This window comes from Shewanella sp. A32 (assembly GCF_029167175.1).
GTDB lineage: Bacteria > Pseudomonadota > Gammaproteobacteria > Enterobacterales > Shewanellaceae > Shewanella > Shewanella yunxiaonensis.
Genome location: NZ_JARFTS010000003.1, coordinates 207,642 through 225,583, shown reverse-complemented (window position 1 = coordinate 225,583; position 17,942 = coordinate 207,642). Strand labels below are relative to the sequence as shown.

At 49.0% G+C, this 17,942-nt stretch carries 15 protein-coding genes; 6 read left to right on the top strand and 9 right to left on the bottom strand.

What is annotated here, in order from left to right; all coding sequences use genetic code 11:
* Positions 1–353 precede the first annotated feature (353 nt).
* Complete coding sequence (locus PY479_RS04325) at positions 354–902, bottom strand: c-type cytochrome (protein WP_275482992.1); 549 nt, start codon at positions 900–902, stop codon at positions 354–356.
* A gap of 224 nt (positions 903–1,126) precedes the next feature.
* Between PY479_RS04325 and yihA the strand changes: the two genes are divergently transcribed.
* Positions 1,127–1,786, top strand: a complete 660-nt coding sequence (yihA, locus tag PY479_RS04320) for a ribosome biogenesis GTP-binding protein YihA/YsxC (RefSeq protein ID WP_212594901.1) — start codon at positions 1,127–1,129, stop codon at positions 1,784–1,786.
* Positions 1,787–2,369: 583 nt separating this feature from the next.
* Here yihA and polA read toward each other — a convergent pair.
* On the bottom strand, positions 2,370–5,147 hold the full coding sequence (gene polA / locus PY479_RS04315) for a DNA polymerase I (protein WP_275482991.1): 2,778 nt from the start codon (positions 5,145–5,147) through the stop codon (positions 2,370–2,372).
* Positions 5,148–5,529: 382 nt separating this feature from the next.
* Here polA and elbB point away from each other — a divergent pair, with 382 nt between their 5' ends.
* The gene (gene elbB / locus PY479_RS04310; RefSeq protein ID WP_212594899.1) at positions 5,530–6,183 is read left to right on the top strand and encodes an isoprenoid biosynthesis glyoxalase ElbB; all 654 of its coding nucleotides are present in this window, start codon (positions 5,530–5,532) and stop codon (positions 6,181–6,183) included.
* Between the two features lie 62 nt (positions 6,184–6,245).
* On the opposite strand, the gene PY479_RS04305 is transcribed toward elbB, so the two are convergent.
* From PY479_RS04305 to PY479_RS04280, 6 genes are all read right to left on the bottom strand, one after another.
* The gene (locus tag PY479_RS04305; protein WP_275482990.1) at positions 6,246–7,982 is read right to left on the bottom strand and encodes a M1 family metallopeptidase; all 1,737 of its coding nucleotides are present in this window, start codon (positions 7,980–7,982) and stop codon (positions 6,246–6,248) included.
* 162 nt (positions 7,983–8,144) lie between these two features.
* A complete protein-coding gene (gene glpG / locus PY479_RS04300) occupies positions 8,145–8,975 on the bottom strand; it encodes a rhomboid family intramembrane serine protease GlpG (RefSeq protein ID WP_275482989.1) in 831 nt (276 codons plus the stop codon).
* Positions 8,975–9,277 carry a thiosulfate sulfurtransferase GlpE gene (glpE, locus tag PY479_RS04295; protein ID WP_212594896.1) on the bottom strand — a complete coding sequence of 101 codons (303 nt, stop codon included), beginning with the start codon at positions 9,275–9,277 and terminating at the stop codon, positions 8,975–8,977. The genes glpG and glpE overlap by 1 nt, the downstream gene beginning before the upstream one ends.
* A gap of 80 nt (positions 9,278–9,357) precedes the next feature.
* A complete protein-coding gene (tdh, locus tag PY479_RS04290) occupies positions 9,358–10,383 on the bottom strand; it encodes an L-threonine 3-dehydrogenase (protein WP_212596713.1) in 1,026 nt (341 codons plus the stop codon).
* Positions 10,384–10,402: 19 nt separating this feature from the next.
* Entirely contained in the window at positions 10,403–11,596 is a 1,194-nt protein-coding gene (locus tag PY479_RS04285; protein WP_275482988.1) for a glycine C-acetyltransferase, read from the bottom strand.
* A 215-nt stretch (positions 11,597–11,811) separates the two neighbouring features.
* Complete coding sequence (locus PY479_RS04280; RefSeq protein WP_275482987.1) at positions 11,812–12,456, bottom strand: TetR/AcrR family transcriptional regulator; 645 nt, start codon at positions 12,454–12,456, stop codon at positions 11,812–11,814.
* Positions 12,457–12,551: 95 nt separating this feature from the next.
* On the opposite strand from PY479_RS04280, the gene waaA reads away from it, so the two are divergent.
* The gene (gene waaA / locus PY479_RS04275; RefSeq protein ID WP_275482986.1) at positions 12,552–13,832 is read left to right on the top strand and encodes a lipid IV(A) 3-deoxy-D-manno-octulosonic acid transferase; all 1,281 of its coding nucleotides are present in this window, start codon (positions 12,552–12,554) and stop codon (positions 13,830–13,832) included.
* Here waaA and PY479_RS04270 read toward each other — a convergent pair.
* Positions 13,816–14,547, bottom strand: coding sequence for a 3-deoxy-D-manno-octulosonic acid kinase (locus tag PY479_RS04270; protein ID WP_275483006.1), 732 nt, complete (start codon positions 14,545–14,547; stop codon positions 13,816–13,818). The two genes, waaA and PY479_RS04270, sit on opposite strands and share 17 nt — an antisense overlap.
* Positions 14,548–14,620: 73 nt before the next feature.
* Between PY479_RS04270 and PY479_RS04265 the strand changes: the two genes are divergently transcribed.
* From PY479_RS04265 to PY479_RS04255, 3 genes are read left to right on the top strand one after another with little or no spacing between them, the layout of a single operon-like run.
* The gene (locus PY479_RS04265) at positions 14,621–15,664 is read left to right on the top strand and encodes a glycosyltransferase family 9 protein (RefSeq protein ID WP_212594892.1); all 1,044 of its coding nucleotides are present in this window, start codon (positions 14,621–14,623) and stop codon (positions 15,662–15,664) included.
* Between the two features lie 18 nt (positions 15,665–15,682).
* Entirely contained in the window at positions 15,683–16,753 is a 1,071-nt protein-coding gene (locus PY479_RS04260; RefSeq protein ID WP_275482985.1) for a hypothetical protein, read from the top strand.
* 51 nt (positions 16,754–16,804) lie between these two features.
* The gene (locus PY479_RS04255) at positions 16,805–17,935 is read left to right on the top strand and encodes a glycosyltransferase family 9 protein (RefSeq protein ID WP_275482984.1); all 1,131 of its coding nucleotides are present in this window, start codon (positions 16,805–16,807) and stop codon (positions 17,933–17,935) included.
* The last annotated feature ends 7 nt before the right edge of the window (positions 17,936–17,942 follow it).

The window sequence follows — 17,942 nt, the reverse complement described above, 5'->3', positions numbered from 1 at the left end:
GATCAGCCATCCTTGCTGCATCAAACGACTCTCCCGGTCAAATTCCCTGCTTTTTATGCCGCTTCCTGCGTGTCATTGTTGGTGGTCAAAGACCTTTCTGGGGGTGAGGCGGTCGCCGCACTCATCTTTGCTGATGTGTGATTGCGGGCACATCAACAAAATCGTCAATCCATAACGCCAAGCCGACCATCCATGTCGAAAATACAGAACTAACCTCGCGCCAATATTGATTATTTTTTTAGGTTATCGGTCTGAGTGTTTGTATTCGCTGCACATTAAAGACAAATACGTGATCCCTGTCAAGCTGTTTATGTTTACGTAAACGTCAATTATGGTGTTTGTTGTTCAGATCATTAATGCGGCAGTTGCGCCATATATTGGGCAAGCGCTTGAATGTCGTCATCGGTGAGCTTACTGCAAGTATCCTGCATCATGCCTTGGTAGTCGTCTTTGCGTTTACCGCTGCGAAAGGCTTGTAACTGTGCACTCAGGTAGTCTTGGTGTTGCCCGGCGATAGCTGGAAATCCCGCAGCCGCCATACCTTTCCCATCAGCACCATGGCAAGCAGCGCAAGCCGCAATATCACGCGAGAGGTCGCCCCCTAGAAAAAGCTTTTTACCTTCGCGATTTACCTTAATCACCGCAGATACCGCACTCGGCTCCTGGCGCGCGTAATATTCAGATAGCTCATTAATTTCGGCGTCAGACAGTGTTGCGGCCATAGCACTCATTACTGGGTTTTGACGCCCGGTTTGATGATCATTGGTTGCTGCCGCTCGAAATGCTTGCAATTGCCGTTTTAGATATAAGGCTCGTTGACCTGCCAGGGATGGGTATTCACTGATAGTACTGTTACCCTCGGCACCATGACAGCTAGCACAAATTGCGGCTTTGGCTGGCATGGATGCCGCTGTAGCTGATGAAATGGAGGCTACCATTAAAACTGACGCATAAAAGCTAGGATGTATTTTCATAATAACCAAAAGTTAGTTACCACAGATTGACGGCAGTTAGCCGTTGACATGGTAATATGACACAACTAAGGGGTTATTTTACACAAATCTGATTATCGCACAGCACATGCAGTTGTTGCGGTAACTTTAATCAATGTTTATGGAGTTGCCAATTGACGACTACCCGTATCAATTTTCACAAAACGCGCTTTCTGATCAGTGCGCCGGATATTGCCCATTTAGAGCAACATCTGGCGGAAGTATCAGGTATTGAGATTGCCTTTGCCGGACGTTCTAATGCCGGGAAATCCAGCGCGTTAAATGCATTGACTGAGCAAAAAAGTCTGGCCAGAACCAGTAAAACACCTGGTAGAACGCAGTTAATTAACGTGTTTGCTGTAGACGAATGGCGTCGCCTGGTCGACTTACCTGGTTATGGTTTTGCTCAGGTACCTCAGGCGATGAAGATAAAATGGCAGCAAGCATTAGCTGAATACCTGCAGCACCGAGAATGTCTTGGTGGTGTGGTGGTGTTGATGGATATTCGCCATCCGCTAAAAGACCTGGATCGACAAATGGTCGAGTGGTCAGTTGCCAGTGAACTGCCAGTTTTAGTGTTGCTGACTAAGGCAGATAAGTTAACGCAGAGTGCGCGTATGAAAACCGTTAATGACGTGCGCAAAGCATTAGAGGAGTTGAAGGGCGAAGTGATTGTTGAGCCTTTCTCTGCTTTGAAAGGCACTGGCAAAGAGAAAGTCTTGTCTATTCTTGATAATTGGTGTCATCCGCAATGGCTGGTGGATGGCATTGCTGCTGCGCAACCGACTGAATAACCCCTCAGTATTTACCTCAAAAAAAAGCCGAGGATCATCAGGATCTTCGGCTCAATACCTTTAGCTCTTTTGGGGAGAAGCTAAATTTTCAACAAGACTCAAGTCCCATCAAATTTGGGGTCTGATGGCGACGTTTTGCAGAATAGCGCAGAATAGCTTCAAATTAAAGTAATTACTCTAATTTATCCATAAAAAAATGGCCCCGGCAATCGCTTGCCGGGGCGCCAGATTTGGCATCACTTAAATGTGAAATAAAGGTCTGAAAGATAGAACATCTTAACCTCTGTACCCTACGCGCTGAATACTATCTTATTAGACGTAAATTTGAAAACAGTTTTTTTAAAAACGTATAAATATTGCTTGATTGATCACATATGGTGCATTGATTTGCTTGTTTTGTTATATCTTATTGTTTTAAAACAAAATAGCTTTAATTGTTACGCGTTGTAAGACTGATTCGAGCTGAATTTTATGTCTAATTAACATAAAGTTATGCACTATATTGTGGCAAAAAAGATAAAAAAGCTGCCTGATGGCAGCTTTTTCGGTAGCAGATAGTAGAGAAGACGCTCCACTCAAACAATCAATGGGCCTGTTCCCAGCTATCACCAATACCTGCTTCAGCAAGCAGTGGTACGTGCAAATCTGCCGCTGCCGCCATCAGTTCACACACCTTAAGTTTGAGTGTTTCGGCTTTTGTTTCATCTACTTCAAAGACCAGTTCATCGTGAACTTGCATGATCATGGTGATATCGTCACTGGCTTCCCGTTCAATCCACTCAGCAATGCTGATCATCGCTTTCTTGATAATATCGGCGGCCGTGCCCTGCATCGGTGCGTTGATCGCGGCCCGTTCTGCCGCCTGGCGTCGCATGGCGTTACGATCACGAATCTCTGGCAGGTACAATCGACGGCCAAACAGGGTGGAGACATAACCTTGCTCAGCTGCCAGTGCTCGGGTTTGTTCCATATATTTCAGCACCCCTGGATAGCGCTTAAAGTAAATATCGATATAGCTTTGGGCTTCATTGCGCGGAATATCCAGTTGCCGAGATAGACCAAAGGCCGACATGCCGTAAATCAGACCAAAATTCACAGCCTTGGCACGGCGTCGTTGTTCGGATGTGACGGTTTCAAAGGCAACATCAAATACTTCTGCGGCTGTGGCCCGATGAATATCTTTGCCTTCGGCAAAGGCTTTCAGCAGCCCTGCATCCTCTGACAGATGTGCCATGATCCGCAGTTCAATTTGTGAGTAGTCGGCAGCGAGGATTTTGCGGCCAGTCGGCGCAATAAACGCCTGACGGATCTTGCGGCCTTCTTCGGTTCGCACCGGAATATTCTGCAAGTTAGGATCACTCGATGACAAGCGACCGGTAGCGGCATTAGCCTGATGGTAACTGGTGTGTACTCTGCCGGTTTTGCCATTCACCATTAACGGTAATTTATCAGTATAAGTACTCTTCAGTTTGGTCAGGCTGCGATGTTCCAGAATAATTTTGGGGAGCGGATAGTCAAGCGCGAGTTCCACCAACACTTCTTCCGCAGTCGAAGGCGCTCCTTTAGGCGTTTTTTTGATGACCGGGTAGCCCAGTTTTTCAAAAAATAACTCTTGTAGCTGCTTGGGGGAACCTAGGTTAAATTGCTCACCGGCAATCTCATACGCCTTCAGTTCTAATTGATCGATTTTGCGGGCGAGTTCATCACTTTGTTGTGACAGCAGCATGGTATCGATCAGTACGCCGTTACGTTCGATTTGTGACAACACTGGGATCAACGGCAGTTCGAGTTCGTTGAATACTTGCGGCAGACCTTGCTCTTTCTCCAGTCTCGGCCACAAATGCTGGTGCAGTCGCAGCGTAATATCTGCGTCTTCGGCAGCGTAAGGCGCGGCAATATCTAATGGAATCTGATTAAATGTCAGCTGTTTAGCGCCCTTACCGGCGATATCTTCAAAACTGATACACTTATAGCCGAGATATTTCAGTGCCAGGCCATCCATATCGTGACGGGAAGCGACAGAATTGAACACGTAGGATTCCAGCATGGTATCAAACTGAATGCCTTGCAGCTTGATACCGGCATTGGCCAGAATGCTCATGTCATATTTGAGATTCTGACCGACTTTGCGGATTTGAGGATTTTCCAGCAACGGCTTTAATTGGGATAACACATAATCTTTGGTGAGCTGTGTTGGTGCCCCGTCATAATCGTGGGCAACTGGCAGATAAGCTGCTTCCCCGGCATTGACGGCAAAAGAAAGACCGACTAGCTCGGCATCCATGTAATTAAGACTGGTGGTTTCGGTGTCTATGGCCATCAAAGGGGCCTGCGTGAGCTTTTCCAACCAGCGAGCCAATGCGGCTTCTGTGAGAATCGTTTCGTAGTTGGCTTCAATCTCTACGGGTTCTGGTGCCTGTGGCGCAACAGTGGCAGCCGCACCGATACTGGTGAGCTCTCGCTGTGGATGTGGCAAACGATTTTCCAGGACTTCCCCCAGCCAACGTTTGAATTCCATTTCTCCGTAGAGTTTTATCAGTGCATCGCGGTCGGGTGCTTCAATGTTCAGTTGCTGCCAGTCCAGCTCTAATTCACAGTCAGTTTTGATGGTGGCCAGTTGATAGGATAGCTCCAATATCGCCGCGTTTTCACTGATTTTGGCGGCCATGGACTTGGCACCACGAAACGCCATGGTAGTGACACACTCAGGTTCTGCCAGGAGGTGTGACACGCTGCCGGCTCCTTGCAGCATTGCCAGGGCGGTTTTTTCTCCCACACCAGGTAATCCCGGAATGTTATCGGCTTTGTCACCCATCAAGGCCAGCAAATCGATAATCTTGTCTGGGCCCACGCCAAATTTTTCGCAGACTTCGGCGGGGCCCATAATGGTGTCGGTCATGGTGTTGATAAGAGTAATATTGTCATCGACCAGCTGCGCCATATCCTTGTCGCCTGTACTGATCAGAATGGCGCGTCCAGCTTTACTCGCTCTTAATGCCAATGTCCCAATTACATCATCGGCTTCGACTCCTGATTCACATATCAGCGGCAAACCTAAGGCTTTAATAATCTGGTGCAGCGGTGCAATCTGACTGCGAAGATCATCCGGCATCGGTGGACGATGAGCTTTGTACTGTTCATACATTGCATTGCGGAATGTCGGTCCTTTGGCATCAAACACTACTGCCATTTGCTGCGGTTGGAATTTACTGAGCAGACTACGCAACATATTGACCACGCCATAGACGGCACCGGTGGCTTCACCCTTAGAATTGGTCAGATGTGGAGGTGCATAATAGGCTCGATAGAGATAAGAAGATCCATCCACAAGGATCAAGGGATTTTCAGCAATTTTTGGCATAGTGGCTTAGTATTGTCTGCATTGAAAAGGCTTTTTAGCATGCCACAACAGCGGATTTTCAGCCACGACAAATTGACTCGCATCCTGTGGATAAGTCTGTGAGTTAAAAAGTTGACAAAATAACTGCAAGATTTGGAGTGAACAGATCTCGTTATCTAATATTATGATTTTTAATGTTATTTTTAATTGTTGTGAACTGGATTCTGTTTTGTGTAAATCTTCCCGGTTGTGGATTTCTAAAATTCCCTTTCCAGATTTACGACGGAGACGGACGGTTGTCTGTACTCGCTGGAATAGAAGAAATAAATTAGCATGATTTTTGAGCGGATCAACATCTGTATAACCTTTTATTAAACATAAATGACATAAGAGGGAATTTTTAATGAAAAAAATCGCGGTACTGTTGAGTGGTTGTGGTGTATTTGATGGTAGTGAAATTCATGAGGCGGTACTGACGTTACTGGCGTTGTCAAAAGCCGGAGCCCAATACCAATGTTTTGCGCCGGATATTTCACAGCTGCACGTGGTGAATCACCTGACGGGGAATGTTGCTGCTGGTGAACAGCGTAATGTGTTGGTAGAGGCCGCTCGTATTGCCCGTGGTGATATATTGCCGACGACGGCATTGCAGGTATCAGAGTTTGATGGCTTGGTGATCCCAGGCGGCTTCGGCGCGGCTAAAAATTTATGCAATTTTGCGGTGGCTGGCGCTGCCACGGAAGTTGCGCCGGAAGTGAGCGACTTTATTCAACAATTTATCGCTGCAAATAAGGTGGTTGGGTTTATCTGTATTGCCCCGGTAATGATCCCTAAACTTTATGATAAAGGGGCTAAGGGCACCATTGGTAATGATGCTGCCACTGCCAGTGCTTTTTGTGCGATGGGCGGCGAGCATGTAAATACGCCGGTGACGGATATTGTTGTCGATAGTGCGCGCAAAATTGTCAGTACTCCCGCCTATATGCTGGCTGGATCAATCGCTGAAGCCAATTCAGGCATTGAAAAGCTGGTGGCGAAAGTGCTGGAGTTAGCATAACCCCTACATCGATAAAAAGCCGTTCCTACAGAACGGCTTTCCTTGGGCTTAGCCAATTCGCCTTAATTGGTTTTTGTTGCGGATTTCTTTTGCGTTTTCGCCTGGTCTTTCTTGGTCTGTTGCCACGCCTGATAAATCGCAAAATGCGGCTGATCTTTCAGGATGAACTGGTGCGGATCTGCTTGAATCCGTGTGGCGGAACCGACGTTAAGACTTCCCTGACCTCCTGGCATGGCAACGGTATAGAGTTTTCCGTCCACCGCGACTTCCACCGGCATCGGAAATGCTGATTTAGTGCGCAGCCATTGCAGTTGTAATTCGGCCCCGTGACGCGTCACGGCCAATGCCGGCAGTTGTGCCTGATAAAGATAATTATCAAAAAACCAGTGCATGTCACTACCACTGATCCGTGTGACGATATCAATGAATTCCCGGGTGCTGCTATAACGCGGCTTAAATTTTCCTGGCTGTGGTTCAGCGGTACCATAGACTAATTCACGAACCGCCTGGAAAAACTTGTCGTCTCCCAGATAGTGTCGCAGCGTGTGTAACACTAAAGCGCCTTTGTTGTAGATATCTTGTCCTGGGCCGCGTTCCGGATCGTAAACCGATTCTTCGGTTTGTGACTGACCCGATACGACCGGTGCCTTGTTGGTTATCTTGGCGCGGATCTGATACAACTGCGCATCATAGGCCATATCGCCCCACAGATATTGTGCATAAAGAGGTTGCATGTAGGTCCCAAAACCTTCATGGATCCAGAAGTCATCCCAATTTTTATTGGTGACCTGATTACCGAACCACTCATGGGCCAATTCATGCTGCAGTAGACCATCATAACCAAAAATGTTTTTGGCATAACCGTTACCATAAGCATTGATTGTTTGATGTTCCATGCCGAGATATGGCGTGTGCACCACGCCCATTTTTTCGTTACTAAAGGGATAAGGCCCTATCATCTGTTCGAAAAAGTCCAGCTGCTGCGGAAATTCTGCAAAGAGCTCTCGGGCTTGCTTTTCTTCACCTTTAAGATACCAAAAATCCATTGGATAACTGTTACCGAAGCGACTGTGATAGGTGGCTTCCAGCTTTTCATACGGGGCAATATTAAGGGCAATGGCATAAGTATTGGGTTGTGTAACCAGCCAATGATAAGTGCGCCAGCCGTCTGTTTCAGTCATGCCTTTGAATATGCCATTTGACGGCGCGACCAGCGGTGCTGGCACGGTGATAAATAACTCAGCCGTTTCGGGTTCGCCGGTAGGTTGATCAATACAAGGCCAGAACAGGTCACATCCTTCACCTTCAACTGCTGTGCCAATCCAAGGTTGACCATCAGCGGTTTTGGCCCAGACAAAACCGCCATCCCATGGCGCATGCTTGGCGACATGGGGTTTACCGGCGTAATCGATAGTGACGCTAAAGGTGCTTCCCTGCGTGACTGGCTGTGGCAACCGGATCTGCAGCCGCCCATCAGGGTTGTGCCATTCGCGGTTGGGGAGGGCTTGCTGATTAACTCGTATCTGGCTAATGGTGAGTTTGGGATCAAGGTCGACGGACATCGCGGATATTGCCGCTTTGGCTGTAAAGGTTAATACCGCATGACCACTAATCCGCTGGCTGTCGGGAAACACTTGCCAGTGTAATTCCGCTTTGGTGAAGTGTAATGCTTTCTGTCCAGCGGGCATGATGCCGCCAGATTCTTTAGTAATGGCACTAAGTGCGTTTTTAAGTGGCTTCTCAGCATGTTGGGCACAGCCCATGGTCAACAGCGCTAATAGGCAAATGAGATTTTTCATACGACTAATCGGTCAGAAACAAAGTCTTAACATTACCCAGTAATAGGTGGTTTACCAAGAGCATGATGCGCAGATGTTGACACTGGGATGCACAAACCCAGCAAAGATAAGGGGTTGTGTGACAACAAAATTTGTAAGTGAATACAACAGGCTGAGATGAGATTACTTACGACTGTCCAGCCAACCTTGCGCCATCCCGACGGCTAATCCAGCCAAATGGGCACCGTTGGCAATATTCAGACCAAACATTCCGGTAAAGCCAAATGCGAGCCATAACAGCATAAACCCAACCACTGCCGGTTGTACGGTGATCCCGGCAGCCGGTTTTAAGCGTCCCATCAACCAGCAATATCCCAAGAGTCCATAGACCACGCCGGAAAGTCCCCCAAAATCAGGGCCCGAAACAAAATATTGCACCAGGTTGGGTAATGTTCCGGCCACCAACAACAGTAATAATAACGGCGCACTGCCAATGCGCGTTTCAATGCGGCCCCCCAGCACCCACCACCACATCAGATTAAATACGATGTGCAAAGCTGAAAAATGTAACAGACTCGGGGTAAACAACCGCCAGACTTGTGCGGGGGTGGCATTAGCCGAACTGCCAAAAAAGCCGAGGGCATTGAATACTGTTTCATCTCCGCCGAGATTCATAATGGCGAAGATAACAATGCAGGAAAACATTACCAGCAGTGTTATGGGTCCTGCACCGGTAATAAATTGACTGAATAGCTGGAGTGAAGGCGCGCCGTAGTCCGGAGCCTGACGGTTGTCACCGTGTTCCCAGGAGGCTTGGCGATATTTATTATCACCGGGGTTGTGGATGAAATCGAAAAAGGCTTTGCGGGCGGCCTCGGCGTGTTGTGGTTGTTCAACACAGATGGCAACACCTCGTTCCAGATGAACTAACTGGCATTCAATGCCCTGTCCGCGCAGATAGTCAATCAGCGCCAATGCTGCGCGTTCATTTGGAAGTCGGCCAATTTCTATCATTAGTCGTACCAAGGCCAGGCAGCAAAACCACCTTCCAGACTATAAACATCATCAAAACCTTGCTGATGCAAATATTCGGCAGCACTTTGGCTGCTGATGCCGTGATAGCAAACGACAACCAAGGGCTTTTCCATATCGGCCTGTGCCATAAACGTTGCCAGATTGTCATTACCAAGCCGGATAGCACCGGGAATGTGGCCTTTTTCAAAACTGCCAGCATCGCGGATGTCGACGATTTGCACATCTGCCTGTTGCTGCATCTGTTTTAATTTGGTGGCAGAGATTATTTGGAAAGCACTCATGTACGACCTGAAGTTATAAGTGAGAGATATTCCACATTTTGCATCAGGGCACTGCTTCAGTACAGTGCCCTGTCAAAAGATTAGTCCCAGTTAAGGATCACTTTGCCAGACTGTCCTGAACGCATGGCATCAAACCCTTGTTGGAAGTCATCAATGGCAAAGCGGTGCGTGATCACTGGCGAAATGTCCAGACCCGATTGGATCAGACTGGCCATTTTATACCAGGTTTCAAACATTTCGCGACCGTAGATCCCTTTGATCACCAAGCCCTTGAAGATCACTTTGCTCCAGTCAATGGCCATCTGGCCGCCAGGAATACCGAGCATGGCGATTTTGCCGCCGTGGTTCATCGTGTCGAGCATGGCATGGAACGCTGATGGCACCCCGGACATCTCCAATCCCACGTCAAAGCCTTCCGTCATCTTCAGCTCTTGCATTACCTGCTTCAGATCCTGTTTGGCGACGTTTACCGCACGAGTTGCCCCCATTTTACGGGCCAGTTCCAGACGGTAGTCATTTACATCAGTGATAACCACATGACGAGCCCCTACGTGTTTACAGATAGCGACCGCCATAATGCCGATAGGACCGGCACCGGTGATCAGTACGTCTTCACCAACTAAATCAAATGACAGCGCGGTATGTACCGCATTACCAAAGGGGTCAAAAATAGATGCCAGCTCATCGCTGATATCATCCGGAATTCTGAAGGCGTTAAATGCTGGGATCACCAGATATTCGGCAAAGCAACCTTCTCGGTTGACGCCGACACCAAATGTATTACGGCACAGGTGGGTCCGACCGGCGCGACAATTGCGGCAGTGACCACAGGTGATGTGACCTTCGCCAGACACCCGGTCACCAATTTTAAAACCACGCACTTCGTCACCGACACCAACCACTTCACCGACATACTCATGACCGACTACCATGGGAACCGGAATGGTTTTTTGTGACCATTCATCCCAGTTGTAGATATGGACATCCGTGCCGCAGATGGCAGTTTTGCGGATTTTGATCAGCAGGTCGTTGGGCCCCATTGTCGGTTCCGCCACATCGACCATCCAGATACCCTGTTCGGGTTTGAGTTTACTGAGAGCTTTCATCATATTTTCCTGAAAATTATCAGATAACGCCCAGCTGTTTACCGATGCGGGTAAAGGCTTCAATGGCTTTATCCAGTTGTGCTTTGGTATGCGCGGCCGACATTTGGGTTCGGATGCGTGCCTGGTCCTTCGGAACTACCGGGAATGAGAAACCAATAACGTAAATATTTTCCTTAAGCAGGGCGTCAGCAAAATCGCTGGCCAGTTTAGCATCGCCTAACATCACTGGAATGATGGCGTGGTCAGCGCCTGCCAGCGTAAAGCCTGCGGCGGTCATTTTTTCACGGAAATAGCGACTGTTTTCCCAAACGGCGTTACGCAGATCATCGCCATTCTCTAGCAGTTCCAGCACCTTGATTGAGGCGCTAACGATTGCCGGGGCCAGAGAATTGGAAAACAGGTAAGGGCGTGAACGTTGGCGTAACCAGTCAATCACTTCTTTTTTGGCGGCAGTGTAGCCACCGGAGGCCCCGCCAAGTGCTTTGCCGAGTGTGCCAGTGATGATATCAACTCTGCCCATCACACCGCAGTATTCGTGAGTGCCGCGGCCATGCGCGCCAATAAAGCCGACGGCATGAGAGTCATCGACCATTACCAGTGCCCCGTACTTATCGGCTAAGTCACAGATGCCTTTCAGGTTGGCGATTACCCCGTCCATTGAGAACACACCGTCAGTGGCGATCAGAATATGGCGAGCATTGGCGGCTTTGGCGGCTTGAAGTTGCTGCTCCAGATCGGCCATATCATTGTTGGCGTAACGGAAGCGCATGGCTTTACACAGACGCACACCATCAATGATGGAGGCATGGTTCAACGCATCAGAGATAATTGCATCTTCAGCGCCTAACAGCGTTTCAAACAAACCGCCGTTCGCATCAAAGCAAGAAGAGTAAAGGATGGTATCTTCCATGCCCAGAAACGCGGAAATTTTGGCTTCCAACTGTTTATGAATGTCTTGGGTCCCGCAGATAAAACGCACGGAAGCCATGCCGAAGCCATGCTCTTCCATGCCTTGTTGGGCTGCTTTGATCAACTGAGGATGGTTGGCTAACCCCAGATAGTTGTTGGCGCAGAAGTTGATCACTTCGTGCTCACCAACGCGAATTGCGGTTTGCTGCGGGGAGACAATCACCCGCTCATTTTTGTACAGACCTTCGGCTTTAGTGTCAGCCAGTTGTTGCTGAATTTGGGCGTAGAAAGAGGAAGATGCCACCTGAAGTCTCCTTGATTTGGTTATTCTGACTCGTGGAGTGGCGGCATTTTAACCCTAAAGCAAACCGCTCTACAGTGATTTTTCGCTGTGCTGGCGTGGCATTAGCCATATTCAGTCAGACTCCTGATTTTCATCAAAAAATCTGAGGACGTTGTTATGCCCAGTCTCACGAGTATTCGCTGCAAGTGTAATGGGTTATTGCCAGTTTTGCAGTGTTACAGCGGTTTCTTGGCCAGCCCCGCATAGTGGTGTTCGAGACGGATAAATGTTTCTGTTGAGCTGGCAGTGGCATAACCACGAAAGATCATCAGTACGCGCAGAACACCTTCGTACAATGCCGCCTTGGTGATCCCGGTGCTGTCAGATTGTGTCAGCTGATAACTGATCCAGAAGCTCACTATCATACGGATTGTGTCCGCCAGTTTGGCGATTTTGTCCGCGTCGATACTCAGAAAGCCATCGTGACATAATTGGGTTAACAACTTGGTGGCGTGGGCTTGTACGCGGACTTGTACCTTCAGATACCGTTGCTTTAGCAGCTCATCCCGACCGAGGATATCCACCAGATTGGCGTACATAAACCGGAATTGCCACATGGTGTAGAAAATTGCATCGAAGTAACTTATCAGCAACTCCACATTGAGCTGCTGTTGATCATAAGGCTGAAAGGCTGATTCCAGGTGGGTTTCGTACAGGGTAAAAATGCTGCGAATGATGTCTTCTTTATTACGGAAGTGGTAATAGAGATTGCCTGGGCTCATGCCGAGGTGGGCGGCAATATGGTTAGTGGTAGTACTGCGCTCGCCATTTTCGTTGAATAACTGCAGGCTAGCCTGGATGATTCGGTCACGAGTTTTCATAGTGTTCCTTGGTAAACACACGTCCTGGTTATTGCAGCCCCAGCGACTATGTTAACATTCTCCTTATTGTGGTTGAACCTTTTGATAATTGCCTGATGAATCTGCGTTATTACTCTATATTGTTATACCTGCTCACGCCCTTGCTACTGCTATATCTGGTAGTCCGGGCCATAAAAAGCGCCGATTATCGGGGACGTTGGGGTGAGCGTTTTGGTCTGGGAAAAATTCGCCAGTGTGATGTGCTGATCCACAGCGTTTCTATGGGCGAGACGTTGGCGGCATTACCGCTGATCAGAGCGATACAACAACAACGACCTGATTTGACCCTCATGGTGACCACTACCAGTCCAACCGGTTCTCGGGAAGTATTGAAAGCCTTAGGCGACAGTGTGCAACATCAATATCTGCCATTTGATCTGCCGTGGTGTGTGCGGCGTTTTCTAAAGCATCTGCAACCACAACTGTTGATTATTATGGAAACCGAACTGTGGCCAAATCTATTGCAACAAGCCAAAAAGCAAGGTGCCAAACTGCTACTAGCCAATGCCCGCTTATCCGCTAAGTCAGCAGCGAACTACCATAAGTGGCGAAAACTCAGCGGGCCGATGTTGCAGTCGCTCGACAATATCGCGGTGCAAACGGCGGTGGAAGCACAACGCTTTGCGGACTTAGGGGTGGCGCTGAATAAACTGCATGTCTGCGGCAGCCTTAAATTTGATCTGCAATTGGATGAAAGCAAGCTCGCCAGTGCGCGGGCGCAACGCCAGCTATGGGGCCGACAGTCGTCACCGGTGTGGATTGCTGGCAGTGTGCACCCGGGAGAATTTGCGGCGATGCTGGCGTGTCATAAGTTGTTATTGCAACAATCGCCAGATGCTTTGCTGATCATGGTGCCGCGCCATCCCGAACAATTTGATAATGCCGCGGAAACGATCCAACGCAGTGGTTTACGTTTTGTGCGTCGCAGTGTCAGTCGCGACCTCGCGGCGGATACCCAAGTGCTGCTGGGCGATACCATGGGGGAATTATTGGCTTTGTACAGTTGTGCTGATATTGCGTTCATCGGCGGCACGCTGATCAATAATGGTGGTCATAATCCACTGGAGCCCGCCGCGTTAGGATTACCAGTATTTGAAGGGCCCAATCATTGGGATTTTAAAGAGATCAGTGAAATGCTGGTGGCCGCAGGCGCGATGCAGCTTGTCGAAAATGCATCACAACTGGCCGCCGCAATACAGCCGTTATGGGCGGAACCTGCTCGTTGGCAACATGCCAGCCGTGCCAGTTTATCTGTGGTCGCGGCTAACAAAGGCGCGTTGCAGCGTCAAACCTCATTGGTACTGCAACAGTTGGCGACAATCAAGCCAGCGGGTTAACGCGGTTATATCCTGCCATTAACCATTGCCAGCATTGCGCATTAAATGCCAGTGCTGGCTGCTTGCCTTGTTCTTTATTGAACGAGCGCAACAATCTGTCCAGATTCGCTTGCTGCCAGTTTTTCGAAGGAATTTTTTCACTGCCACGATCAAAATCAATCAGATAGAACTGGTTGCCACTTAGCAGAATATTCTTGGCGTTAAGATCGGCGTGGTATACACCGCAACGGTGAAATTCTGCAATCTGGGCACCAAGCTGTTGCCATTGCGAGTCAAGCATGGGGGCTTGAGCGAGTATTGCGACCAAATCCTGCGCTCCCGCAATGCGTTCAATCAGAATGTCGGCGCGATACCACAGACCAAAGCGTTCCACATTGGCCGCGACGGGTCTGGGTACCGGCAAACCCTGCAAATACAGCTTTTCTAGAAGCGCCAGCTCTGCCACTGCACGGGTGCGGTTGGAACCGGTAAACAGATAGGCATCTTTGCTGAATTTTTCCATTAGACCGCCACGCCAGTAATGGCGCAGCACCCACTGTTGCTGGTCATATTGCACAAACCAGGTGATGTAACGGCCGGTGGATGAGCCCGTGATCGCCTGGCGTTGCCGCCAGAACGTTTCGCGGAACCATTCCGGGGTGATATCCGAAGGCGTTGTCTTCGTGGTAGCGATACAACCGTTGGCGGTTTTTATCAGTTGCATGGGAAATCTAATGTGTAAGCATGGAACCTGTGGCCATTCTACATTAAGATCCGGGGCTTGCATCCCATTACCGGCATTTGTTCCGATGAGTTTTGATCCCCGCCAAATCCGTTCACTGTGTTTATTGCGTTTATCTGCGATTGGCGATGTTTGCCATGCGGTTGCCATGGTGCAGGCGATCCAGCGGCAATATCCGGCGCTAGCGATCACTTGGGTGATTGGTAAGGTGGAGTATCAGCTGCTTAAACATTTGCCGGGAATTGAGTTTGTCGTGTTTGATAAATCCCAAGGTTGGCGAAGTTATCGGGTACTCAAACATGCATTTCACGGCCGCCGTTTTGACGTACTGCTACATATGCAGGTGGCATTGCGCGCCACTATTGCCTCTTTGATGATCCCGGCCAAAGTGCGTATCGGTTTTGATCGAGCACGGGCTAAAGAAGGCCAGTGGTTAGTCACTAATGAACACGTGGCGCCATTGGCAACGCCGCATGTACTAGATGGCTTCATGGGATTTGCTGCCAAGTTAGGGGTAACAGATCTAGCGCCGCGCTGGCAGATCCCAGTGCCAGTTGTAGCTACTGAATTTGCCCAGCAACAGATGGGCACGCAGCGCTGGTTGGTGATCTGCCCGGCTGCCAGTAAAGCCGAACGCAATTGGCTACCAGAACGCTACGCGGCTCTGGCAGAACATGCCGCGGCAAAGGGGTTTAATATCATGTTGTGTGGTGGCCCTGCCGCCATGGAACAGCAACTGGCCGTTGATATCATCAACGCGTGTCAGTGTAAGATCAGCAACCTCGTTGGAAAAACCAGTTTGGTTCAGATGCTGGCAATCTTACGTCAGGCATCATTGGTGGTGGCTCCGGATACCGGGCCAACCCATATGGCGGTCACTCAGGGAACGCCGGTGATTGGCTTATATGCTCATTCTAATCCCGGCCGGACGGGGCCTTATTTATGGCGCCAATATGTGGTTAGCGTCTATGACCAAGTGATTGCGGAGCAACATCCGGATAAACCGGTACGTTGGGGAACTCGCGCCAAAGGTGAACACCTGATGGAACGCATATCGGTTGCGGCAGTACAGGAAGTTTTTGATCAGGTGATAGCAGAACAGCACCTGTAATTATCAATGGAAGCATATATGGCAGAGCCGTCCCGTCAGGACCTGAAATTTTTATTTATCCCGGTGTCTTCTGCTGAAGGCATCGGCGAGTATATGCGCTCACTGATATTAGCCGATGCCGTCGTTAGCCGTTGGCCTCAGGCGCAGATCCATTTTATTTTAAATCGTGATGCGCCTTATGCCGCGAATTGTCCTTATGCGGCTGACTTATTGGATGAGACACCAACCAAGCGCGTTGCTGCGGTTAATCGTATCATTTCAGATTATCGACCAGATGTGGCGATTTTCGACGCTTCTGGCCGCCGCACACAGTTGCAACATGCTCAGGATTGTGGCGCCAAAGTGGTGTTTATTAGTCAGCATCGCCGCAAACGCAGCCGTGGTCTGAAATGGAAGCGTATCTGCGCCACGGATAGTCATTTAGTGGTGCAACCACACTTCTTTATCGGTGATATCAGCTGGCTTGAGCGTTTCAAACTCTGGTTATTACACAAGTCGGAGCCGCTGGTGATCGGGCCGGTTTTTTGTCCACCTGATGAGGCCCGGCAAACCGCATTACTACAACAGTACCAACTGCAGTCGGACGCTTTTTGGCTGTTTAACGCCGGTTCCGGAGGTCATCGCGTTGATGGCATCTTGGTGGCTGATGCATTTGCCAAGGCGGCGGCGGCGATGTATCAGCAAACAGGTATGACCTGTATCGTCGTATATGGCCCCAATTACCCGCAGGCATTGCCTCAGTTACCAGGGGTTATCGGTATCGCGGCAATCAATAACACCGATTTCATCAGTCTACTGAGTGCCGCAAAGGGCGCGGTACTCGCAGGTGGCGACACCTTGTTGCAGGCGTTGGCGTTACATGTCCCGACATTGGCGGTATCGGTGTCGAAAGATCAGTTTGCCAGGGTGGATAGTTGTGTACGACAGCAGCTGTGTCTGAAGGCGGATTTTAATGCCGCCGCTTTGGTTGAGGCCTCGCGCCAGTTGCAGGAACCTGAGACGATTAACCGACTCAAACAGCAGATGGCGTCACAAGGGTTGAGTAACGGACTTGACGCCGCCATCGCCCAAATTGAAGCTTTACTCTGAATAGATATCGGGCAGCCATCCTGCACCAGAATCGAGAGGTGATATAACACAATGGCCGTAATCGACAAGGCATTACTACTGAAAGCCCAAAAACTGTTGGTCATGTCTCCCTTTGCGTTAGGCGACTTTCTGTATATCAAAACCTTTCTGGAAGCGGTAAAGCAACAATACCCGCATCTGCAACTCGATATCTGGTTGGATGATGATCGCAACGATAAGCAAGTGTGGCGGTTAGCGCGTAGCCACATTATGCAGCAATGGATTGAAGCTGAGCCTGCCTTCGGTAAAGCGTGGGGATGTTGTGCATCGGTGTCTGAACAACAACGACAGATCTACGCTGCAACTGAAGCGGCTTACGATATTGTTGTGACCATCCCCGGTTCTATTGGTAGACATTACATTGATATTGCGAGAAATATTGCTCCGGCTGCATATTTGGTTTGTGGTGTCAGTAAATCTCGTTGGGCCAAATGGTTTGGTTTCTGGTATTACCAGCAGGCAGATGCAGTGTTTGAACACGATATCAGCCAACTTGCCAGTGATCATCATATTACAGATCGTTACTATCAATGGGCGCATAGCATTTTTGGGATAGTGTTGGAAAAGCCACATTTCCTCCCGAAACTTACGCCCGACAAGCACTTTATTGAGGATGCTAAAACTTGGATTCGTGTGCATTTCATAGGTCAGCACGGACCACTTTTTTTTCTCAATCACCTATCGACTAATCATCGTCGCGATTGGCAGTTATCGCAGTTATTTGCATTAATAATACGTCTGGAGCAACGGCAACCTGGACGTTATATCATTAATATTACAAGTGAACATTTTGATTCAATGCAGCAGCAGATAGCGACCCTGCCCTCACAATTACAGCAGCGAATTGCGCTATTTACGGTAAAAGGGCATTTTTATGAATTACCTGCATTAATTGCTCAATGCCATCTGGTAATAACCGTAGAAACTGCGATCATGCATTTTGCCACGGAAGCCCATATCCCGTTGGTGGCAATGATGCGGCAGAAAAAGCCTTATTGGGCACCGTTGCAAAGTGCTACATCCCGAGTACTGTTCGCGAATCGAGGAAAAGGGTATGTTTGTGACATTACTGTCGATGAGGTATATGACAGTTGCGACAATGTGCTAAAACACTTGGATTCAGCCACACAATCTGGGACGTGATAACAAT